24 protein-coding genes and 1 riboswitch are annotated in these 22143 nt (G+C 47.6%); of the genes, 3 read left to right on the top strand and 21 right to left on the bottom strand.

Translation table 11 applies throughout. From position 1 onward, the window contains the following. Nucleotides 1–37 precede the first annotated feature (37 nt). The 7 genes from ribD to Q0V21_RS03705 all read right to left on the bottom strand — a co-directional run bounded on the left by ribD (nucleotide 38) and on the right by Q0V21_RS03705 (nucleotide 8258). Complete coding sequence (gene ribD, locus Q0V21_RS03675) at nucleotides 38–1141, bottom strand: bifunctional diaminohydroxyphosphoribosylaminopyrimidine deaminase/5-amino-6-(5-phosphoribosylamino)uracil reductase RibD (RefSeq protein WP_179132806.1); 1104 nt, start codon at nucleotides 1139–1141, stop codon at nucleotides 38–40. Nucleotides 1142–1497: 356 nt separating this feature from the next. After that, nucleotides 1498–1661, bottom strand: a riboswitch (FMN riboswitch). Between the two features lie 148 nt (nucleotides 1662–1809). Further along, nucleotides 1810–2241 carry a peptidylprolyl isomerase gene (locus Q0V21_RS03680; RefSeq protein ID WP_024630947.1) on the bottom strand — a complete coding sequence of 144 codons (432 nt, stop codon included), beginning with the start codon at nucleotides 2239–2241 and terminating at the stop codon, nucleotides 1810–1812. 223 nt (nucleotides 2242–2464) lie between these two features. Beyond that, nucleotides 2465–3796, bottom strand: a complete 1332-nt coding sequence (lysA, locus tag Q0V21_RS03685; RefSeq protein ID WP_079349449.1) for a diaminopimelate decarboxylase — start codon at nucleotides 3794–3796, stop codon at nucleotides 2465–2467. A 104-nt stretch (nucleotides 3797–3900) separates the two neighbouring features. Further along, nucleotides 3901–5508 carry a spore germination protein gene (locus tag Q0V21_RS03690; RefSeq protein WP_443146375.1) on the bottom strand — a complete coding sequence of 536 codons (1608 nt, stop codon included), beginning with the start codon at nucleotides 5506–5508 and terminating at the stop codon, nucleotides 3901–3903. Between the two features lie 86 nt (nucleotides 5509–5594). Next, entirely contained in the window at nucleotides 5595–6017 is a 423-nt protein-coding gene (locus Q0V21_RS03695) for a stage V sporulation protein AB (protein WP_024630950.1), read from the bottom strand. Then, a complete protein-coding gene (locus Q0V21_RS03700; RefSeq protein ID WP_079349451.1) occupies nucleotides 6004–6660 on the bottom strand; it encodes a stage V sporulation protein AA in 657 nt (218 codons plus the stop codon). The genes Q0V21_RS03695 and Q0V21_RS03700 overlap by 14 nt, the downstream gene beginning before the upstream one ends. A gap of 686 nt (nucleotides 6661–7346) precedes the next feature. After that, nucleotides 7347–8258, bottom strand: a complete 912-nt coding sequence (locus Q0V21_RS03705) for an AraC family transcriptional regulator (RefSeq protein WP_301877666.1) — start codon at nucleotides 8256–8258, stop codon at nucleotides 7347–7349. A gap of 108 nt (nucleotides 8259–8366) precedes the next feature. Here Q0V21_RS03705 and Q0V21_RS03710 point away from each other — a divergent pair, with 108 nt between their 5' ends. Further along, the gene (locus Q0V21_RS03710) at nucleotides 8367–9305 is read left to right on the top strand and encodes an EamA family transporter (protein WP_301877667.1); all 939 of its coding nucleotides are present in this window, start codon (nucleotides 8367–8369) and stop codon (nucleotides 9303–9305) included. Nucleotides 9306–9393: 88 nt separating this feature from the next. On the opposite strand, the gene sigF is transcribed toward Q0V21_RS03710, so the two are convergent. The 11 genes from sigF to Q0V21_RS03765 form a co-directional block, all read right to left on the bottom strand. Then, nucleotides 9394–10149, bottom strand: a complete 756-nt coding sequence (sigF, locus tag Q0V21_RS03715; protein ID WP_079349454.1) for an RNA polymerase sporulation sigma factor SigF — start codon at nucleotides 10147–10149, stop codon at nucleotides 9394–9396. Nucleotides 10150–10163: 14 nt separating this feature from the next. Beyond that, nucleotides 10164–10619, bottom strand: coding sequence for an anti-sigma F factor (gene spoIIAB / locus Q0V21_RS03720; protein ID WP_024630955.1), 456 nt, complete (start codon nucleotides 10617–10619; stop codon nucleotides 10164–10166). Beyond that, nucleotides 10616–10969 (bottom strand): anti-sigma F factor antagonist, encoded by a 354-nt coding sequence (gene spoIIAA / locus Q0V21_RS03725; RefSeq protein ID WP_301877669.1) that lies wholly within the window; start codon nucleotides 10967–10969, stop codon nucleotides 10616–10618. Before spoIIAA ends, spoIIAB begins: the two co-directional genes overlap by 4 nt. 143 nt (nucleotides 10970–11112) lie before the next feature. Next, nucleotides 11113–12261, bottom strand: coding sequence for a D-alanyl-D-alanine carboxypeptidase family protein (locus tag Q0V21_RS03730; RefSeq protein ID WP_443146374.1), 1149 nt, complete (start codon nucleotides 12259–12261; stop codon nucleotides 11113–11115). A 279-nt stretch (nucleotides 12262–12540) separates the two neighbouring features. Beyond that, complete coding sequence (locus Q0V21_RS03735) at nucleotides 12541–13365, bottom strand: purine-nucleoside phosphorylase (protein WP_301877671.1); 825 nt, start codon at nucleotides 13363–13365, stop codon at nucleotides 12541–12543. 179 nt (nucleotides 13366–13544) lie between these two features. Then, complete coding sequence (locus Q0V21_RS03740) at nucleotides 13545–14435, bottom strand: tyrosine recombinase (RefSeq protein WP_079349456.1); 891 nt, start codon at nucleotides 14433–14435, stop codon at nucleotides 13545–13547. A 73-nt stretch (nucleotides 14436–14508) separates the two neighbouring features. After that, nucleotides 14509–14751 (bottom strand): DUF4227 family protein, encoded by a 243-nt coding sequence (locus tag Q0V21_RS03745; RefSeq protein WP_024630960.1) that lies wholly within the window; start codon nucleotides 14749–14751, stop codon nucleotides 14509–14511. 156 nt (nucleotides 14752–14907) lie between these two features. Then, nucleotides 14908–15375, bottom strand: a complete 468-nt coding sequence (gene fur / locus Q0V21_RS03750; protein ID WP_024630961.1) for a ferric iron uptake transcriptional regulator — start codon at nucleotides 15373–15375, stop codon at nucleotides 14908–14910. Nucleotides 15376–15483: 108 nt separating this feature from the next. Then, a complete protein-coding gene (gene spoIIM, locus Q0V21_RS03755; protein ID WP_053784440.1) occupies nucleotides 15484–16113 on the bottom strand; it encodes a stage II sporulation protein M in 630 nt (209 codons plus the stop codon). Nucleotides 16114–16298: 185 nt separating this feature from the next. Continuing rightward, nucleotides 16299–17516 carry an endonuclease Q family protein gene (locus tag Q0V21_RS03760; protein ID WP_301877672.1) on the bottom strand — a complete coding sequence of 406 codons (1218 nt, stop codon included), beginning with the start codon at nucleotides 17514–17516 and terminating at the stop codon, nucleotides 16299–16301. Between the two features lie 2 nt (nucleotides 17517–17518). Continuing rightward, nucleotides 17519–18094: an NUDIX domain-containing protein gene (locus tag Q0V21_RS03765; RefSeq protein ID WP_024630964.1), complete on the bottom strand. Its 576-nt coding sequence runs from the start codon at nucleotides 18092–18094 to the stop codon at nucleotides 17519–17521. Nucleotides 18095–18215: 121 nt separating this feature from the next. Here Q0V21_RS03765 and Q0V21_RS03770 point away from each other — a divergent pair, with 121 nt between their 5' ends. Further along, nucleotides 18216–18350 (top strand): Z-ring formation inhibitor MciZ, encoded by a 135-nt coding sequence (locus Q0V21_RS03770; protein WP_143805505.1) that lies wholly within the window; start codon nucleotides 18216–18218, stop codon nucleotides 18348–18350. A 125-nt stretch (nucleotides 18351–18475) separates the two neighbouring features. Here the strand turns inward: Q0V21_RS03770 and Q0V21_RS03775 are convergent, their stop codons facing one another. Further along, nucleotides 18476–19609 (bottom strand): M20/M25/M40 family metallo-hydrolase, encoded by a 1134-nt coding sequence (locus Q0V21_RS03775; RefSeq protein WP_301877673.1) that lies wholly within the window; start codon nucleotides 19607–19609, stop codon nucleotides 18476–18478. Between the two features lie 83 nt (nucleotides 19610–19692). On the opposite strand from Q0V21_RS03775, the gene prli42 reads away from it, so the two are divergent. Then, on the top strand, nucleotides 19693–19794 hold the full coding sequence (prli42, locus tag Q0V21_RS03780) for a stressosome-associated protein Prli42 (RefSeq protein WP_090810668.1): 102 nt from the start codon (nucleotides 19693–19695) through the stop codon (nucleotides 19792–19794). A 27-nt stretch (nucleotides 19795–19821) separates the two neighbouring features. Here the strand turns inward: prli42 and lipB are convergent, their stop codons facing one another. Both lipB and Q0V21_RS03790 read right to left on the bottom strand, forming a co-directional pair. Continuing rightward, nucleotides 19822–20529, bottom strand: a complete 708-nt coding sequence (lipB, locus tag Q0V21_RS03785) for a lipoyl(octanoyl) transferase LipB (protein WP_301877675.1) — start codon at nucleotides 20527–20529, stop codon at nucleotides 19822–19824. A 162-nt stretch (nucleotides 20530–20691) separates the two neighbouring features. Further along, nucleotides 20692–22143 (bottom strand): dihydrolipoamide acetyltransferase family protein, encoded by a 1452-nt coding sequence (locus Q0V21_RS03790; RefSeq protein ID WP_301877676.1) that lies wholly within the window; start codon nucleotides 22141–22143, stop codon nucleotides 20692–20694.

Raw genomic sequence — 22143 nt, forward strand, 5'->3', positions numbered from 1 at the left:
GCCACCTCCTTTATTTATTTCGTTATAACAAGCTCATTTATTCAGGCCAAACCGGAATTCCGCCAATGCTAATATTATCTCCAACTTGCTCAATTTCCAGCTGATGTAATTGAATCGCCTGGCTCATGCGCTCAACTCCCTCGAAGCGGAAACTGCCTGGCGTATCGTATCCTCCGACAATTTTCGGAGCAATGAACATAAGCAGTCGATCTACCAATCGCGCTTCCAGCATGGCCCCATTCAGTGTGCCCCCGCCTTCAAGCAGAATCGATCCGATCTCACGCTCACCGAGCTTGCTGAGTGCATTTAGTAGATCTACACGTGGTCCAGGACCACAGCGGATAATCTCCACACCGTAGGCTTCCAACCGCTCAGCCGCTTCAGGACTCGCCTCATCCGTTGTAAGCACCCATGTCGGTACAAGTCCATCCTTGACGATTTTGGAGCCTACAGGTAGACGCAGCTTGGAATCTACTACGATTCGCACCGGGCTGATGCCTTCCACTTGTAATCTTGTCGTGAGCTCCGGATTGTCTGCAATCACGGTTTCAACACCAACCATAATGCCCTGATGTCGATGACGAAGGGCATGCACGATTTCCCGAGCCGACTCGTTGGAGATCCATTTGCTGTCCCCACTACGAGTTGCAATTTTGCCATCCAGTGTAGAGGCCGTTTTTAAAGTCACAAAGGGGAGACCTGTTGTAATGTATTTAATGAATTTCTCATTCATGCGTCTGCCGCGCTCACGCAGTACACCAACTTCGACTTCAATCCCTTGTTGACGCAGCATGCTGATGCCTCTGCCGGATACTTGCGGATTCGGATCTTCGCAGCATACGACGACACGTTTCACTTTTTCATGAATAAGGCGTTCGCTGCATGGTGGAGTCTTGCCATAATGACTACAAGGTTCAAGTGTAACGTACACTGTACTGCCTTCTGCATCATTGCCCGCCATGTTCAATGCATGAACCTCTGCATGGCCCGTCCCCCGTTTGAGATGACTTCCGAGGCCCACGATACGTCCTTCTTTTACAACGACACAACCTACTACCGGATTGATTCCGGTCTGTCCTTGTGCCCGTTCTGCCATATCCAGTGCCAACGCCATATAAAATTCATCATTAATCATTTCCAAGTCCGTTCACCCCACGGTTAAAATCTCAGTTATAGACCTCCCTTCCAACAGAGAGGCATGTTCCATATCCAATAAAAAATCCCCGTCGAACAAACCGTTCGATGGGGATGATGAGAGACATGTGTCACCAGCAGTAGTATGGATACAGGCCAACAACACTTCGCCCAAAGCTTCATTTCAGGCAAGTGAAAGCAGACACATACCTTAATGAACTTCAATTACAGGTAAAGAGCTTCTATGATGTGGCATATGTATGAAGATTGCCGGAATTAACCGGATTTCTCCCTGCACAGGAATGAATTCGTCACAAACTGTACAGCAACACTACTGCGGAATGCGGCCCATTAGGACAGCACCCTCTCCTTCTCCCATCCAGACTATACTGTCGGTTCTGGAATTACACCAGATCAGCCATCTGCCACAGGCAGACGGGTCACGGACTTTGCATCAATGCTGGATAGATATCCTCACATACTGCATCACCGCCGGTAGGGAATTACACCCTGCCCTGAAGGATTCGTTGCGTTATTAATTGGATGTTAGCACTTTAACGCCAAAAAATCAATTGTTTTTTGTTCCTTTTTGTCACATACTAACTTTTAATAAGCTTAAGTGTAAATAAAAACCGCTTCGCTAATTGCGAAACGGTTTGTGTACGGTCTTATGGATTAAGCTTCTACAACTTCAACAGTTTCCATTTTGTCGCGACCTTCGAAAGCGTCTACGAACTCCATACCCTTGGTTACTTTACCAAATACAGTATGTTGTCCATCCAAATGTGGTTGCGGTTGGTAGCAGATGTAGAACTGGCTTCCGCCTGTGTTACGGCCTGCATGTGCCATAGCCAATGTTCCGCGCTCATGTTTGTTCGGGTTGATTTCACAGTTGATTGTGTAACCTGGACCGCCTGCACCGCTACCGTTAGGGCAGCCGCCTTGAGCTACAAAGCCCGGAATAACACGGTGGAATACAAGACCGTTGTAGAAACCGGAGTTAGCCAGTTTCTCAAAGTTTGCCACTGTGTTTGGAGCTTCTTGATCGAACAGATCGATTACAACTTCTCCGCCGTTTGCCATTTTGATTTTCGCTTGTTTCGCCATATGTAAATGACTCCTTTCGTATTGACCATCGTTAATGGTGCCAGAACGCATGACCCTGGGCCAAGCTTTATAGCACTTTTCTTAGTGTACACCGAAATTCGATTGATCGCAAAATAATCAGCAAGATTTTTTCGAAATCCTGGCCTAAAGATTGCAAAAGAAGACAAAAAAGGATTGTCCTTTTTTGTCTTCTTCATATAATGCTCCACTATTTACACTTCAATTAACGGATAACTGGCTGTTTGGCAATGCGCTCAGGTACCAGATCATTCTGAATGATGTCCTGATACGTCTCACGGCGTACGACAACATCCCCTTGACCATCTTTGACAAACACCACTGCCGGACGACGGATCCGGTTATAGTTGCTGGCCATGGAATAGTTGTACGCGCCTGTGCAAGCTACTGCGAGCAAATCTCCGCTTTGCACTTTAGGCAGGTCCAGATCCCAGATCAACATATCGCCGCTCTCACAGCATTTACCTGCAACAGATACGGTCTCCTGGGCAGCTTCATTTGCACGGTTAGCCAATACAGCTTCATATTTGGACTCATACAGTGCTGGACGTGGATTATCGGTCATCCCACCATCCACTGCCACGTATTTACGAACCCCCGGAATATCTTTGCTCGTTCCAACGGTGTAAAGCGTTGTTCCAGCTTCACCCACGATACTGCGGCCTGGTTCAACCCAGATCTCAGGCACAGCATAGCCGATTTGGGCAAAATGATTTTTCACTGCATCCGTGATGGCTTTTACGTACTGTGAAACTTCAAGTGGCGTATCTCCATCGATATAACGGATACCGAAGCCACCGCCCAGGTTAACCACTTTGAAAGCAACGTTAAGACGCTCATACACATCTGCTGCAAACTCAGCAACGCGCTGAACAGCCATTTGGAAGCCTTCAACCTCAAAAATTTGAGATCCGATGTGTGAATGCACTCCGAGCAATACCAGATTAGACTGCTTGGAAGCCAATTCAATAGCTTCAAATGCCGTTCCGTTTCCGATATCGAATCCAAATTTGGAATCCGTTTGTCCTGTCGAGATATATTCATGCGTATGCGCTTCAACACCAGGCGTCACACGCAGCAAGATGTTCACCTTGCGATTTTTGTCTGCGGCTACAGCTTGCAGCAAGTGCAGTTCATTGAAGTTATCCACAACGAAGCAGCCAATCTCTGCATCAAGCGCCATTTCGATCTCTTCCAGCGTTTTGTTGTTACCGTGGAAGTGAATGCGCTCAGCCGGGAAGCCAGCTTGCAATGCCGTAAACAATTCCCCATCGGATACAACATCCAGGGAAAGTCCTTCTTCCGCAGCAAGAGCACACATAGCCATTACGCAGAATGCTTTACTTGCATAAGCCACCTGGAAGCCCAGGCCTGAAGCTCGGAATGCTTCCATGTACTCTCTGCAGCGCTCGCGAACCAATTGCTCGTCCACAACATACAGAGGAGTTCCAAATTGTTCTTTCAGGTCAGTTGCATCGACTCCGCCAATTTCCAGATGCCCCTGTGCATTTATTTTACTTGTACCATGTAAATACATATTCTGCATTCCTCACTTTTTTATATACTGGAACAGCTGTTATTCCAATGATTTTACACCAGTATATCAAATTAGAAAATGAGAAGAATGGATTTTTCGGCTGATCATTTGTGTTTTTTACTTTTTTCCAGTTTCCCGTCTGGATCATTGTCCATTTTGGTATTGTCACGCGTTTTATTGATTGAAGGACGTTTTTTATTCTCCAACAGCGGTAAACGGAACAAAAAGTTACCCAAAGCCTTTGCATTAAACGGTATGAACGGCCAGAGATACGAAGAGTTGTACGAGCGATGCAAGGTGAGAGCTACGATTATAAACGTCGTCCCGGCAACGAATCCAGGAACCTTGAACATCGCCACAGCCACCAACAAGAACAACCTGACCAACCGGTTTGCCAAACCAAGCTCATAACTGGGGGTTGCAAACATGCCGATCGCGGCGATAGCCATATACAGTACAACTTCATTCACAAAATAACCCGTTTTCACAGCGATATCCCCGACCAAAATGGCCGCAATCAAACCCATGGCCGAAGCGAGTGGCGTAGGGGTATGTACTGCTGCCATCCGTAATAAATCCACCCCGAATTCAATAAGCAGGAACTGCAAAATCAGCGGCAATTTTGCATTCTCGTGAGGACCGATGAACTCCATTCCTGTTGGTTTGATGGCAGGGTCAATAACCATTAACAACCATAACGGCAGCAGGAAAAGCGAAATCAGAATACCTCCAAATCGTACCCAGCGCAGATATGTTCCCATAAACGCTGTCTGTCTGTTCTCTTCCGCATGCTCGCATAAGTCAAAAAAAGTCGTCGGCAGAATCATCACACTGGGTGATGTATCTACAAAAATAACAACCCGTCCGTCCATCAGATGGGAAGCCGTCACATCCGGTCGTTCCGAATAGCGAACCAACGGATACGGGTGCCATCCCTTGTTAATAATCGCCTCTTCAAGCTGCTTATCGGCAGCGGGGATGCCGTCGATATTCACACGTTTGATCTTTTCACGAACGGAATCCACTTGAACCTTGTCCACGATATCGTCAATATATACAACACAGACATCCGTTTGAGATCTCCGCCCAACCTGCATAATTTCAAATTTTAATCCAGGGTCCCGTATTCTTCGACGCACTAACGCCACGTTGGTCAGAAGTGTCTCCGTGAACCCGTCTCTTGAACCACGCACCACTCTCTCCAGCGAAGGTTCCTCTGGTGAACGTACTGGATAGCTGCGCGTATCCATAATGATGACGGAACGATCCCCTTCAACAAACATGGCACTCATGCCTGTGAGGACCTTGTTGATGACGGCACTCATTTTCTCCACTCGCTCAACTTGAATATGAGGAATGTAACATTCGAAATACGACTTTAACGCATGTCCGGACACTTGCTCCGGTGTAAGATAGGTTAACCTTTTTAATACCTCGAGCAAAATCTCATCTTTCGCAAATCCAGTCAGCAGCAACAATCCAACGCGTTTGCCGCCCAAGACCATTTCCCTCATATTCACATCAAAGGACTCTCCAAGTCCCAACACTTGCTGAAGCGTGTATTTGTTATCACTCATGCGAGGGGAGATATCGTCGTTTTCCTGCCAATATTTCACCGATTCCTCAATACTGTCAGACATTTCATTTTGCTTCTTCTTTTCGTGAGCCTTCTTTTCTTCTTCCTCCTGAATCTGATAATTAGATTTAGGCATCTTCTCTTCGGATGCTACTTCGTTGGAGTCCTGTCCGTCTTTGCCCGATCGTACGTCCATTTCCCATCCTCCTTTGGCCTAACGTTCTAACGCTGGTATACAAAAAAGTCAAACAGGGAGCCTGTCATCTTCCCCAAAATCATGGCAAGCAGCAATCCAAACAAATAAGATTTCATGCCCAGTCGTTTCGCCAGTACAGGAAGTACATTAAGCACTTCCGTGAGTGCCGCAGCAAGCAGACCAATGAACACACCGCAAAATAGTCCGATGATCGGGCTGAGCAGCAGTACGCCATGTACTTTCCAGTGCCAAAAATCCGCAACGGTACCGAGCAGCGAACCTCCGATCAAGGCCCCTTCATACCAATGGGTTTTATCGTAAGTACGCGTAAGCTGCGCCAATCTGGGGATCATATCGAGCACGAGAATCAGCGCAATTACACCACTTCCTACGGCGATTCCCCCCGCAATTCCCAGCACAATGCTGATTGCTCCGTTAAGAACGCTCATCCGCATTCATCTCCCTGCGTTCCTCTTCATGCATACGTTCGGTTTCTTCAATCACTACATACTTGTCTACATTTTGCTGATATAGGAACATTTCTACTTCCAAAGGGGTAGGTTCTTCATTCCACTTTTTCTTGAATAAATGATTGAAGAACACGGCCATACCAAACCCGATCCCGATGGAATACGCCACCTGAAACAGATACGGATGCTCATCCCGGCGGCCTGTAATCATCTCTACAATTCGAATCTGAACTTCCTGCATGTTGACGTCCGCATGAAAATTCATAATAGTCAATGCTGATCCAAAGAAAAGCAGCAGCCACACCAAGATAAACAAAGATTTGGAAGGCTTGCCACTTCCCACAACCACCTCAACAAGTGTGTGCCCCGATCCTATTAATTCAACGGTGACATCTGGCAAGACCCGACGGATCTGAGGAATGATCTGCAATATATCAATGAGGATTAGATTGCCGTCCTCCGGTCCGGGGCGCAGCAATTCGAGCTCAAGCAGCCTTCTTTCCTGTTCTTCGGGAGAGGTGAGCAAGTGAGCGACATCTCCAAGCTTGACGCTTCGGCCCCTCTGGATGCGAATACGGCTGCGCAAACGAACATAGACCGTTGGAGTGGGTGTCAGTGACATCCGAAACACTCCTTTACTGCGTAATTTAGGTTAGTATTTGAAGAATGTGCAAATTTATTACATTCTGTTGGAAAAAGGTTGTGTGGGCCCTGCGGGCGCTTCGGGATGGATCGGCCACGGTCGCTGTTATCCCCGGATTTCTTGAATCTCCTTTACCAAGGAGGAAATCCGGTGCTAAAGGCGAACGCTTCGCTCCTTTGTCCCATTCCATCCCTCCGCTGCACGGGTCCCTTTTTTTCCAAAGGTCTGCAATAAACTTTCAGGGGTGAGGTATGAGGAAAAACACGCGGGCACTCCAGCAGCAGACCAACCTTCCGATCGCTGTTGTCTCCAAATTTTCTTGATTGATTTCTACTAGTGTATAAATTCGGAGACAAAGGCGAACGCTTCGCTTCTTCAGGTTTATTCTGCTGCTTACGTTGCTAGTGTATTAGAAACCACCTCGGGGCTTCGCTCCTTTGTCCGATTCCATCCCTCCGCTGCACGGGTTCCCCTTTTTCCAAAGGTCTGCAATAAATATGCTGGGGAGTGGTAGTAGGAGATTTTATAACCTGGGAATTAAGGCTATATTTTTTTGTTAGAATCCTTTTTTCAGATTAAAAAAAGCCGCTAATATAGCGACTTATTGAGAAGAGAAAATCTTATGGATAGACTGGTAAGAAACTTGGGGATCGGGCTTTTTTTGTTCAATGTCTAATCCCCTCCTTATTCCTCAACTCCAATTCCCTTCTGAACTTTAACGGGGTGATTTGCATGCTTTTGCGAAATTGGTTGATAAAATAACTCGTGCTATTAAAACCGACTTCATAAGCAATCTGAGTAATGCTATAGTCTGGGATTTGTAACAGCTCCACGCTCTTTCGGATGCGATAATCGATAACATATTGCATGGGTGTCGTCTTCAACATTTGCTTGAAATAACGGCATGTCTCCGAACGGCTTAACTGACCCGCCCTTGCTATATCCTCCAATTTGATGGAATCAGCAAAGTGCATGTGAACCCATTCGACCATGTCCTTCATTCGCCTGCTTTTGATGATTTCTGATGGATCATATTCCAGCGCATAGCCACTCGTAATCAGATGTTTCCACATCGTCAAGAGGTGTGAAGCTACATTTATTTCGTACAATGGAGGCTGCTCATCCAGATTCTTTTTAATATCACGGATGGCGTCTAGGATTTGAGCTCCCCAAGGTAGTTCCCCTTTGATCAGAAGATAAGGTAAATTCGTGGCTGAGATGTAAGGATGAACATACTGCACATATAACTCAGAAGGGACGACAAAATAGGGAGACAGGTTCAAACAGAGATAAATACAATTATCGTTCTTACGGTTGTCTTCTGCCATATGCATGGAACCACTGTTGATAAACACCCCGTCACCTTGCGGCACAACGATCTTTTGATCATTCACATGGAAAAGAGCTTCTCCCTGAATAACCAATATAAACTGCAATTCATCATGCCAGTGCAAAGGGATATGACCGTGAACATTGCGTACAATTGTGGTTTTATAACACGCCACAGGCAGTGTAACCGTACGATGCTCCGTCAGCTCCCTCCCGTTTTGATCAATCCTGAATTCTGTCTTAAGCATATTCTCTCATCTCAATATATTTATATTTATCTGTGCGATATTGATATTATTATAGCCTATTTCATCTTAAGATATCACTATTCTTATATTAAGGTGAGGGCAGTATCCATGAAAATACCTATTCAAAGATCTAGAAAAACAGGCATCTTCTTCGTTCTTACAGGAGCGATATGCTGGGGCATTGGCGGAACAGTTTCTCAAAAGCTGTTTCAACAATACGGAATCGAAGTCAACTGGTTTGTAACGGTACGACTGCTGATTGCCGGCATACTGCTTCTCGGTGTGCAATCCTTAACACCACGGCGCTCGCAAATTTTTGATATGTGGAAAAGCAGAAAAACAGCCTTGCAGCTAATCATTTTCGGTTTATTCGGGATGCTGGCTGTTCAGTATACGTACATGGCGTCCATTCAACATGGTAACTCCGCAGTAGCCACACTCCTTCAATATTTGTCACCTGTCATGATCATGATCTATATGATCTGGCGAAGACAGGCTGCTCTGACCAGAAAGGATGTTACGGCGGCGATTCTGGCACTAAGCGGGTGCTTTCTTCTGCTGACCAATGGTTCTCTCTCCCAATTGTCTGTGGCGTTACCCGCAGTATTGTGGGGACTTTTATCCGGAGTTGCTGCTGCCTTCTATACCCTCTATGCTGTGAAACTGATTGAAAAGTTTGATTCACTGGTTGTGGTAGGCTGGGCAATGATTATCGGAGGGACTGCACTGAGTCTCATCCACCCACCGTGGAAAATGAACTTTGTCAGCTTGCGTATGGAAACCTACGGATACTTGGCATTTACCATTATTTTTGGAACGATGATTGCATTCTGGTTCTATATCGAAAGTTTAAAAAGCCTAACAGCGAAAGAAACAAGTCTAATGGGAAGCGCTGAACCTCTTGCTGCCGTTGGCACGACAGTGATCTGGTTGCATGAACCTTTTGGTTTATTTCAATGGCTGGGGACTGCATGTATCATTGGATTGATCGTACTGTTGCAGTCAAATCGCTCCAAACCCAAACCCATCCAGGTCAACGACAAATAACCTTCTTCGCGTATAAATGTGCGATAGAAGGTTGTTAGTTGTCGTATATTGCTGGTTTAACACCAATATTGTTGTCTGCAATCCAAAATCACTGTGCGATCTGGTCGCGGATGGATTGAAGTATTTTTTTCTCCAGCCGTGACACCTGCACCTGGGATATGCCCAGCCTGCTGGCGACCTCGGACTGGGTCTGATCCCGATAATACCGGAGGTATACAATCAGCCGTTCCCGTTCACTGAGACCGCCAATCGCTTCGTTTAGCGCCAGTTTGTCAAACCATCGTTCCTGAGACTCGTCGGCAATCTGGTCCATCAATGTAATCGGATCGCCGTCATTCTCAAACACTGTCTCATGAATGGATGTCGGCGGTTTGTTGGCTTCCTGGGCAAATACCACTTCCTCCGGAGTTACCCCCAGTTCTGCGGCTACTTCCTTAATCGTTGGCAGACGATCGAGGTGTTTGGACAGTTCGTCCCTTTTTTTACGGACTTTATTCGCCATTTCCTTGAGTGAACGACTGACTTTAAGCGTACCGTCATCCCGCAGGAAACGCTGAATTTCTCCGATAATCATCGGGACAGCATAGGTGGAAAATTTCACATCATAACTGAGATCGAATTTATCCACCGATTTGAGCAGCCCGATACAACCAATCTGGAATAGATCTTCCGGCTCATATCCCCTGTTCATAAAACGTTGTACGACGGACCAGACGAGTCTGATGTTGCAGTTCACCAGCGTATCCCGCGCGACATTGTCACCCGACTGACTGAGCGCAATCAGCCGTTTGACCTCGGCATCGTCCAAATAGGTCTGTGAAGACTGTTTCACTTCAGCATCCATAAGAACACCAACCCCTAATTATACAATGCTTTCTTGGATTCGATCCTCTTCTTCATCTTGATGGAGGTGCCTCTGCCGGGCTCACTGCTGACTTCGAATTCATCCATGAAGTTTTCCATAATGGTGAAACCCATGCCCGAGCGCTCAAGTTCGGGTTTGGACGTATAGAGCGGCTGTTTGGCCAGTTCAAGATCTTCGATGCCTTCACCTCGGTCTTCCACAATAATGGTAATCATGTCATCGCGAATCTCGGCTTGAATGGACACGACACCTTCCGGATTGTTATTGTAACCGTGGATGATGCTGTTCGTTACGGCTTCCGAGATGACCGTCTTCAGATCACTGAGCTCGTCCATCGTAGGATCAAGCTGGGAGATGAAGGCAGCAACCGTCACCCGGGCGAACGATTCGTTCTCCGACTTGGCCGCGAATTGCAGATTCATGAAATTTGCCCCCGTTCCTTCATTCATGAGACGACCTCCAGACCTGAGAGAGCAGTTCCCTCATTTTCGTAAATCGGCATAATCTTGAACAATCCCGACATTTCCAGCAAACGATACACCGGCGGATTAACATCACAGACAACCATCTTGCCGCCTTTATTCTTAATGAGCTTGTATCTTCCCAAAATGACACCCAGACCCGAACTGTCCATAAATTGCAGATCTTTCAGGCTGAGTACCAGATGCTCGCATTGTCTGCGCTGAATAGCTTCATCCATCTGCATCCGTATCATGTCAGCTGTATGGTGATCCAGCTCCCCGGATAATCGCACAATCAGAATCCCGCGGTGATGTTCCATTTCCACATGCAAGTTCACGTTTGCTCACTCTCCTCCCTGTCTTGAACAAAGATTTCTACGTTTCCGAAGGCTTTTCCTGCCCCCCGACAAAACTAGAAGAAAACCCCTATTTAACTACAAAATATGTTCAAAGGATGTACGTACCCTGCATCAATCGCCACTTAATCGAACAACTTGGAGGTTGTGCGTTTAAACAGCTTCCACCAGCCAGCCTTGTTCACATCCTGAGGAGCCTGAATGTCGAATTCCTTAATTACCTCGTTGCCCTGGTAGACGACAAGCTTACCTACACTCTGACCTGCTTTAACCGGAGCTTTTAATTCTTTTGCCATCAGCAATTCATGACGGATCTCATCCGATTTCGCACCTTTGCGCATCAGCACACTATAATTTTGCGTTGCATTCAGCGGCAATTCGGACACTTCACCTTTTTCAATTTTCAGGCTGCCCAGCAGGTCCCCTGATTTGTACAGAGCTTTCATCGTGTATTGCCCAAAAGCATAGTCAAACATCGAGGACACTTCACTGTTCCGTGTTTTGGTATTGGGTTCTCCAAGTACAACCGCGATGGTACGCAGCCCGTCCTTCATCGCTGTAGCCGAAAGACAGAACTTGGCTTCGGATGTATATCCTGTCTTCAATCCGTCGGCACCGGAGTAGAAACGAACTAACTTGTTGGTATTTACCAGCCAAAATGGCTTCTCGCTATCTTTACGAAGGTAGTCCTGGTATGCTCCTGTATATTTCGTGATCCCAGGATGCTTCAGCAGTTCACGACTCATGACCGCAATGTCATGGGCGGAAGAATAGTGGTTCTCTACCGGTAAGCCGTTACAGTTAGAAAAATGAGTATCCTTCATGCCGAGCTCCTTCGCGCGCTCATTCATTTGCTGCACAAAGGCTTCCTCTGAGCCGGCAATTTTTTCGGCCATCGCTACAGAGGCATCATTACCGGACGCCATGGCAATGCCTTTTAACATATCATCGACCGTCATCTCTTCTCCAGGCTCCAGAAAAATCTGTGATCCACCCATGGATGCCGCATATTCACTCGTTCTCACTTTATCCGTCATCTTTAGCTTGCCCGAGTCGACCGCTTCAATGGTGAGCAGCATGGTCATAATCTTCGTAATGCTCGCCGGAGGCAGCTGATCATGACTGTTTTTTTCAAAAATAACCGTGCCCGTATCCGCATCCATCAAAATGGCGGAGCGTGCCGACGGGGCCAGATCTGCTCCTCCCGCAGCTTTCGGTTTTTCTTCAGCCAGCGCTGTTGATGCCACCAGGGGCAGCAGAATACAAAGGGTCATGAACAATGCCATTATTCGTTTCTTCACTAGGGTTACCTCCTCAAATGACTTGCTTACTGCATGTTCCATGCATGTACTGCTAATCATTGTCGGCCCGTTTGGACTAAATTATTCCATGTAAAGAATGATTTCCCGAACTTTTTATGTAATCGGTGTGAAACACAAAAAAAAGCGCCTTCACTCACTTCGTTGATGAGCAGCTTGTTACAGCAAAGAAATAAAAAAAGCAATCTGCCCCAATGATTCTCACGAGGGAAGATTGCTTCTCTATATTACAACTTACATTTGTGGAATAACAGCCAGAACAAGGGCCAAGAAAGATTCACGAACACGCTCTGTCGTCTCCATAACCTCATCATGCGATAACGGCTGGTCCAGAATGCCGGCAGCCATGTTGCTGATGCAGGAGATACCGAGCACTTCCAGGCCGGCGTGGCGTGCCACGATGACTTCGGAAACCGTCGACATCCCCACAGCATCTGCACCCAGTGTACGCAGCATCACGATCTCAGCTGGTGTCTCGTAGTTCGGACCGAGCATACCTGCGTATACACCTTCACGTACATCAAAACCTTGTGAAGCGGCCGTGTCCTTCGCCAGCGCGCGTAAACGGCGGCTATAGGCTTCGGACAGGTCCGGGAAACGCACTCCAAGCGCGGAGTCATTCGGTCCGATTAACGGATTCTTGCCTGTGAGATTCAGATGATCCGAGATCAGCATCAGGTCACCGGCTTCATATGAGGTATTCACACCACCTGCTGCGTTCGTTACGAGCAAGGAAGTCACACCCAGTTCTTTCATAACACGTACCGGGAAGGCTGTCAGTTCAGGGCCATATCCTTCGTACATGTGGAAACGACCTTTCATCATGACGACCGGACGGCCTTTAATGGTTCCAACCAGTAATTCGCCTTCATGTCCCTCGACTGTGGACACCGGAAAATGCGGAATATCCTGATAGGCGATGCTGACGCCATCTTCAATCAGTTCTGCCAAAATGCCAAGTCCTGAACCTAAAATCAAACCGACTTCCGGCTTAATGGAACTTTTGTTTTGGATGTAAGATGCCGCTTCCAAAATCATCTGTTGGTTTAATGCTGTCATAAGATGTTCCCCCTTGAGTTGAAACGTTCCGTCTGTATCCGCAAATGCAACAATCGAAACATACACACTGAATTGATGCATTTGCTTATGTATAACGGCGTTTACGTGTGTTCAATTTATTTTATCCTAAATTGGACTATTGTTCCGCTTTTTTTTGCAGATTTGTAACCATATAAAAACTATTTTGCCCGCGGATGATGAGATTCATATATCTCTTTCATCGTTTTGCGACCATGATGTCCATACTGCTGCCCAGGCTGCTCCACATGACCGAGCATGTCCTGCACCGCACGTGTATCTGCCCCACTGGCAATCAGATGAGCAGCAAAGGAGTGACGCAGCGTATGCGGCGTAATTTCGCCTGAGATTCCCGCATCCACCGCTGCTTTTTTGAGCAGCTTCCAGAAGCCCTGACGGGTTAATCTTCTGCCTGACACGTTGACAAAGAGAGCCTGCTCGTCCGCCTCATTTTTGATTAACAGGTTGCGATACTCATTCACATAAACACTCGCCCATTGAGCGGCGGGCGCACCTATGGGCAAAATTCGTTCTTTGCCGGCACCTCCACAGCGGATAAAGCGCATACCTGGCTGTACATCCCGAACGTCCAGCGCAATCAGTTCGGAGACGCGAATGCCTGTTGCATACAATAGTTCCAGCATGGCCCGGTCACGAACCCCCTGCGGTGAACGAGTATCGGGGGATGCGAGCAGCAATTCGATCTCTTGGATGGTTAACACCTGTGGTGGTGTCTTGTCTGCTTTTGGAGCCTCCACATCAAACGTGGGGTCCTGTAATATCTCACCACGCCGCATCAAAAAATGAAAATAGGAGCGCAGGGATACGACACTGCGAGCAATGGTAGCATTCGCACGACCTGCCTGTTTCAGCTGACCTATAAACAGGATCACATGCGTCCGTCGCACCTGCTCCGCTTCCCGGATACCGTATTCTTTATCCGCAAATTCGATGAACTTGTCCACGTCCCGAAGATACGATTCCAGCGTGCTGCTCGACATCCCTTTATCCTCTTCCAAGTATAAGGCATAGGCGTGTATCGTCTGCTTCATGCACAACGCTCCTCATCTGACAGGACTGCCACACGGGCAACCTGCTTCCGTATTTGCATCCCTGGCTGTCCAGCTACTCTCCGTACCAATAGAATAAACGGAGACGCTCTGCCATCGTAGGACGTCCTTCCCCGTTACTAGGCCAAACCGTTTCCTGAAATACTTTAACCGCATTTCCTGTTGGCATCTGATATTGGTCCACAGGTGAGATCCAGCCGTTGAACAAATCCAAGACATGATAGAACAGATAAACTAATGCAGCAAAAAATACGATAAATCGAATAAAACGGAGCCCTCTCCGCAGCGATATAATCATGGGTTGTACCCCCTCCTGGTTCGAACTGATTCGTCTAGAATCAGGGTATGTCCGCAAACACAGGAATATGACATTCAGGGTAAACCTTACATCACACGCTGGACCAAAAAAGCTCTCCCGTCAAAACCGCCGGTGAGAGCTTGAAGATATGCTATGTTATTCTTCATCTTTGGGCTTCTGGTCATTTTTAGCTTTGCAACGGTAACAAATCCCATGGAAATCCAGTCGGTGATCTACTACCGAAAAGTTAAACTCCCGCTCCAGTCGCTCTTCAAGCGGTCCAAGCCAGTCTTCACGTATTTCATCCATACTTCCGCATTGAACACAGATTAAGTGATGATGGTGATGCTTGGATGTATCTCCGCGTAGATCATAACGCGCTACACCGTCGCCGAAGTTGATTTTCTCTACAACATGCAGCTCACTCAGCAGTTCGAGGGTACGGTACACGGTTGCCAGACCGATTTCGGGAGCCTTTTCTTTCACGAGCATGAATACGTCTTCTGCGCTCAGATGATCTTCTTCATTCTCAAGAAGTACTCTTACGGTGGCTTCCCGCTGGGGCGTTAATTTATATCCTTGGGACTGTAGTTGCTGCTTAATTTTATCGATCCGTGCTTCCATTTTCTCCCTCCCCCTAGGAAATCACTGCACACTGCAACTTAACCCACTTCTTTCATTATAGGGGGAGTACATAATTAAAGTCAACATTTTACACGTTCACAGCGCAAGCTAAGCAGGTAGTAACATCGGCGTGACCCAACGCATCATCGCAGGTGTGACCCATGTTTCAAATGACGCAACCCCTAACAGCAGCGCTGCCATAACGAGAGTCAACACCATGTAAGAAGCAAAAGGTTTCTGACGGCCTGGCGTCCGCTGCATCAGAACACGGTTCCGAATAATATATAAGGAAAAGGTCATGGCCGACACACTGCAAATCAGCAGTACCGGAATCACAAATAAATTATGAGGTGCAACGGAAACCAGAGCAAACAATAACCCTTTCCAGGAATACTGTCCGACAAGGTAACCCACTGTAAATCCAATAAGCACACCTTTCAGAAAGTCCAAAACCAGTATGCCCGGCAGGCCGATGACCGATAAACCCAGAATGAAGATCAGACCTACCCATTTTAGATGAAGCATGGCAATGTCCCAATAGGTCCCGGTTTCAACGACTTGTCCGCTATGCTGTACCGTCATAAAAAAATTGCCCAGATATCCTTCAAGATCCTGGCGTTGTTCAAGGGACAGGGCGTTGACCATCAGGGCGCCAAAAATGACACCCACCAGAAACAAAACAGCCACGAATACATATAACGAGGTTTGGCCTTTGAATGTGAAGTAGGCAGAGCGCATACAGGTGCGAGTCCCCTTTCCGGTTATCATGCTGCAAGGATTTCGAATGTAATCCTCATAGTCATTCTTATGAACCGGAATGCACACGTATGACTCTTGTCCAAGATTCATCTTCCTTCTTCAAGACCAATGTCGTTTCAACACCCCATTTGCTAAATCACTTTATGAGCCTACTACAAATTTCTCTACTCTGATCTTTCCTTGTTAGACACCTTTCCGTACGTGCCTCCGCCTCCGGATGACAATTCCAGTTGACCATTCCGTGCCGCCACGATGAGGCCTGCGAGAACAGGTCCAACGACCTCTGCAAGTTCAACCTCACTTGTACGATGCAATACGTTCATTTCCGTACCAAAGCGGTCCAGCAGCTGGCGCAGCTTGGCTTTCCCCAAACCTGGAATGAATTCCAACGGCACCTGATAGTGATAAGCAGGCCGGTTTGCTGGAACATGCGGACTCTCCCGATCAGCGATGGCCAATATGCGATCAAGTACACCCTGCACTAGCTTCACACTGCCACAGTGTGGACAGCGTTCAGCCGACATCGCTTGCTCATCCATAATGCTTCCACAGGCTGCACAATAGGTACGATGATATTTGCCAAGTCTCGGATCCAAGCCATAGTTGGCCGTAATGTTTCTGCCTTCCTGTCCCTTGAGTGCCATGTTGAATTCGTCAAAGGAAGGCTTTGCGAGTTGCAACTCGTTATACTCTCGTCCAATCTTGCCCAGAGAATGAGCATCCGAGTTGGTCAGAAAAGGAACTTGATCCAGCTCCCGAATGTAGCTGGCCATGGATGAATCGGAGCTGAGTCCAAGCTCGACGGCATCGATCAGGCTTGGGTCCAGCACATCAGCCATACGAGGGGCTGTGCTGCCATATATGCCTTTATGCGGAGTAAAAGCATGCGCTGGCACAACAAGACCACCCCGCGCTTTAATCTCGGCTTGCATCTCAAGCGCAGGGACATACACCCGCTGAGAGCTCAGGTTCACATTTTTCATATAACGTTTCATCCAGTCCGTGAAGGACTTCATCGTTTTCAGATCACGGAAGTAGGCCAGCATATGAAACTCCCGCATCCCCGGTTCACGCAGCTCCAATTCCGTACCCAGCAGGATGGTTGTATCCTGATAAGCAATGCCCCCTCCCTCAAGTTCGGACATCGTGCCATTCTCCAGCAGCTGTTCGATGTCCATTTGCACAACCGGAGAGTGGCAATCAATGACACCGAGTAAATGAATTCCTTTGCGATCCGAGGCTTCCCTGGCAATGTTCTCAAATGTCAGATCCCGGCTGCCGCTGATTTTGACAGCTTCACCACGTGAGGTTCGGCCAATGTGAATGTGGAGGTCTGCATAACAGGGATCCCAACCCGCAGACGCTGCCCGTTGCTCATTCATCGTTAAAACCGTCCTGTCGTTCTGTAAAGATCCCAGGCATACACAGCCATCATCGTTTTGGCATCACTAATCCGATTCTGATCCATCAACTCGTATGCCTCTTCAATCGTAATCTCGGACACTTCGAGAAATTCATCTTCGTCCAAAGCCATGTCTCCTGCTTCCAGCTCTTCGGCGATGTACAAATGGATGATCTCATCCGCAAATCCGGGTGACGTATAAAATGAACGCAGGTGCCGCAGTGATTTGGCTACATAACCAGTCTCTTCACGCAATTCGCGTGCTGCTGCCACTTCAGGTTCTTCTCCCGGGTCCAGCTTGCCTGCCGGAATTTCCACTTCGGTACGTCCCATGGCTTGACGATACTGATCTACCACCAACATGCGATCGCCATTCAGGGCGAGCACTGCGACTGCTCCAGGATGACGGATAATCTCACGGGTAGCGGTTTGGCCGTTGGGCAGCTTCACGGTGTCAACCTGTAGCGAAATGACTTTACCCTTGAAAATGGGCTCTGTGGATATCGTCTCTTCATCAAGTTTTGGATTGGCCAGGTGCTTAGGATTGGTTGAGTTCATCTGATCTTCAACTCCACTTCTTCAAATTTTGGTTCTCTTTATACGTATAAACCTCTGTTTTTTGGCATATGGTGAGCTTATAGCCATTTCAAGCCAATATAACGAATCAGGGGGACAACCAATGAACAGTTATTTAACACCGCAATCCGTACACGTGGTCGGACAAGCCAGACAAGTCCAGCTCATCCTCAAACAATGGGTTCGTGAGTGGGGTCCCGAAGCCAAATTAATCGATATGCTCGCTGGACGCAAATGATTCTGTTCAGGGTCTGTCGTACCCATGAAATATAACATGGTTTTGCCAAAAAGTCCGAACTCGGTTTGTACCGGATTCGGACTTTTTGGTTGAAGGACGGGGAGTTTAAGCCCCGTCTCCTTGAATTACTTATTACTTGCAGCCGTTTCCTGAATAATAGCCACAACCACTTGGGCCAGCTTCACAATATCCTCGGCGCGGATGCGTTCTTTCGTCGTATGGATATCTTCATAGCCTACAGCCAGGTTGACCGTAGGTATATTGAACCCATTGAAGATGTTGGCATCACTGCCGCCTCCGGATGCAAACGTGCTGGTCTCCAGCCCCAGGCTTCGAATAGCACGCTGTGCAAGCTGAACAACCTCGTGTTCATCATGGAAGCCAAATGCAGGATACAGAATCTCACTTCGGAATTCAGCGGTTGCACCATATTTGCGGCATGTCGTTTCCAGAGCTTCACGCATCTGAGCTACTTGCAGTTCTACCTTCTCCTGCACAATACTGCGTGCCTCAGCCTCGATCTGCACAAAATCACAGACAACGTTCAGTGCTGAACCGCCCTGGAATTTGCCAATGTTCGCCGTAGTCTCATCATCAATCCGTCCCAGCTTCATCGCCGCAATTGCTTTGGCGGCCACTTGAATGGCACTGATGCCGTCTTCCGGATTCACGCCCGCATGAGCGGATTTCCCATAGATGTTCATTTGAATTTCCGCTCTGGCTGGAGCAGCCACACAAATTGTACCCACAGCTCCGTTGGAATCCAGGGCATAACCGAACTCGGCTTCAATATCCTTCGGATTCATTGCACGTGCACCAACCAGACCCGATTCTTCACCGACAGTAATTACGAATTGAATTTTCCCGTGAGGGATGTTGTTCTCTTGAATGGCTCGAATCGCTTCAAATAAAGCGGCAATTCCCGCCTTGTCATCTGCACCCAGAATGGTCGTGCCATCACTGCGAATCCAGCCGTCTTCACCCAGCTCAGGTTTAATTCCCTGTCCAGGAGTTACGGTATCCATATGACAGGTGAAAAAGATGGGCGCTGCTTCTTCCGCACCCTCGGCTTCCCAGGTAATCACGAGATTACCCGCGCCATGTCCGGTTTTCTCCATCGTGTCGTCCTCATATACGCTGAGGCCAAGCTGGGTAAATTGTTCTTTTAACACTTTGGATATATTCTGTTCATGGGTTGTCTCACTATCAATCTGCACCAGTTCCATAAACTGATCAATAACGCGCTGCTGTTTTATCATAGGACTTTCCTACCTTTCGTCAATACGTTACAATACAATTACTATGGTCTGTTTATTCATTTGTTGAAAGGAGTTCTCTCATCATGCAAAAAAAGAAATGGTTCCGCATCATTATCTATCTCATGCTGCTCGCCATGATTGGGTCCACCCTTTTCATTGCGCTCGAACCTTTATTGTTCGGATAGAAACCTGAAGCCTTTTGACTGTCTGACTTACAGACGGAGAAGGGCTTCTTTTTCTGTGATCGAGGTAATCTCATACGGGAAAATCCGGTTAAAGTATGGAACGATATCCTGCGCAACCTGTTCCACAGTGTAGGTTTTGCCTGTAATATCCTCGAGCGAGGTCACACCATACTGCTCAATGCCGCAAGGAATAATTCCCTGGAAACCTGCGTGCTGAATGCCGGAGGTGATATTAAAAGCAAATCCGTGACTCGTTACGAAGCCACGCCGATGTTTACACCGATTGAACTTCACGCCGATGGCGGCAATTTTCAGATCTCCGATCCATACACCCGTGTAACCCTCTTTGCGTCCCGCTTCAATACCCTGATCAGCCAGATAATCAATAATCATCTGTTCCAGACAGCGTAAATAGCCATGTAAATCCAAAGCTTCATCCCGTCCAAGAACAAGCAGCGGGTAACCTACCAATTGGCCAGGGCCATGATAAGTAATATCACCGCCGCGGTCAATTTGAAACAAGGAGATGCCTTGCTCCCGCAGTTCATCTTCACTGAGAAGCAGGTGCTCCGGGTGATTCTGTGAACCGATCGTATACGTCGGTGGATGCTGGAGCAACAGCATCTGTTCCGCTCCTTCTCCCTCATCCAGTTGCTGCACAATCGCTTTCTGGCGGTTCCAAGCCTCTTCATAATCAAGCATCGGTATGTATACAACATCCAGCGGCTTGCTCATGATTTCTCCACACCCTTCTGTTTCAATGTTCATTGCCTGATGAGCATTATTGAAGAAAACGGGAAAAGTGCACGGCCTTTGGCACATACACTTTCCCAATATCCATCTATTCAGCGCCGGGGCATCATTAGTAAGTCATTGAAATGATGCATACGCTCTCTCTTAATACACTTTCGATTCCATCGTGTATCCCTCAAGATTCTCTTTTACACGTTGCAGGAAACGTCCGCTGATGACCCCATCCAAAATACGATGATCCAGGGAAAGACAAAGGTTCGCCATGGAACGGACAGCAATCATGTCATTGATGACCACAGGTTTCTTCACGATGGACTCAAATGTAAGAATCGCCGCCTGCGGGTAGTTAATAATAGGTTGCGACAGAATCGAACCAAATGATCCCGTATTATTCACCGTGAACGTACCGCCCTGCATATGGTCCAGCTTCAAAGTACCTTCACGTGTTTTACGTGCCAGCTCATCCACTTCCCGGGCCAAACCTGCAATATTGCGCTGATCCGCGTGTTTGATTACAGGTGTCAGTACAGAATCTTCTGTACCGACTGCCATGGACAGGTTGATATCCCGTTTCACAATAATTTTGTCGACAGCCCAAACGGAGTTCATGATTGGATAGTCTTTAATGGCGTTGACGACGCCCTTCATCATGAAGGACAGATACGTCAGGTTAATGCCTTCCTTACGCTTAAACTCATCTTTGAGTTTGTTGCGCAGCATTACCAGATTGGTCACGTCCACTTCAATCATCGTCCATGCGTGCGGAATTTCCGATACGCTTTGACGCATATTACGTGCAATAGCATTGCGAACAGGGGTAACGTCGATGAAATATTCGGATCTTCCCTGTCCGCCACCCTCGACTTCGATTTGCGGGATTTTCGGACTTTCAGTCAGATGTATGCCGGAATGTCTTACAGGGACGCCTGCATCAGCTGCAGGGATAGACTCCGCCGGAGATGTGCCGGTTTCTCCGACGCTCCGGTTCAGGCCGCTGAATGGTGAAGAAGAAGGCGCTCCTGAAGGTGCATGCTGTCCTGAAACAGCAGACTCTGCAGGCACAGCACTTGTGTTACCTCCTTGTGCAACGTAAGCCAGCACATCCTTACGGGTAATCCGACCACCTGCTCCAGAACCCTGAATATTCTGCAAGTTCAAGCCATGTTCGGCTGCGAGTGTCTGCACCGCAGGGGAATACCGGTTACGCATTGGCTGATTGGGATCATGAACTGCCGTACTCGCTGCACCTGCCGCAGGTGTGTAACTCGCACGTTGTTGTACATGGCCTTGGGCCTCATTATGTTGCTGCGTGGTTGGTGTTACCTGCTCCGAGGCTTCCTCATCGGAAGCAGCAACCTGCATACGGCAGATCGCTTCTCCAACAGCAATGGTCGTGCCTTCTTCGACCAACAGGTCACCCATAATTCCATCCACGGTTGACGGAATTTCTGCGTTGACTTTATCCGTAATGACTTCACAGATTGGCTCGTATTGTTCAACCCGGTCACCCGGTTTTTTCAACCATTTGGCAATGGTAGCCGAGACCAGCGATTCCGCCAGCTGCGGCATAATGACCTCGATCCATTTCATACTCAT

It is taken from the genome of Paenibacillus sp. 11B, assembly GCF_030487755.1.
Taxonomy (GTDB): Bacteria; Bacillota; Bacilli; order Paenibacillales; family Paenibacillaceae; genus Paenibacillus; species Paenibacillus vandeheii.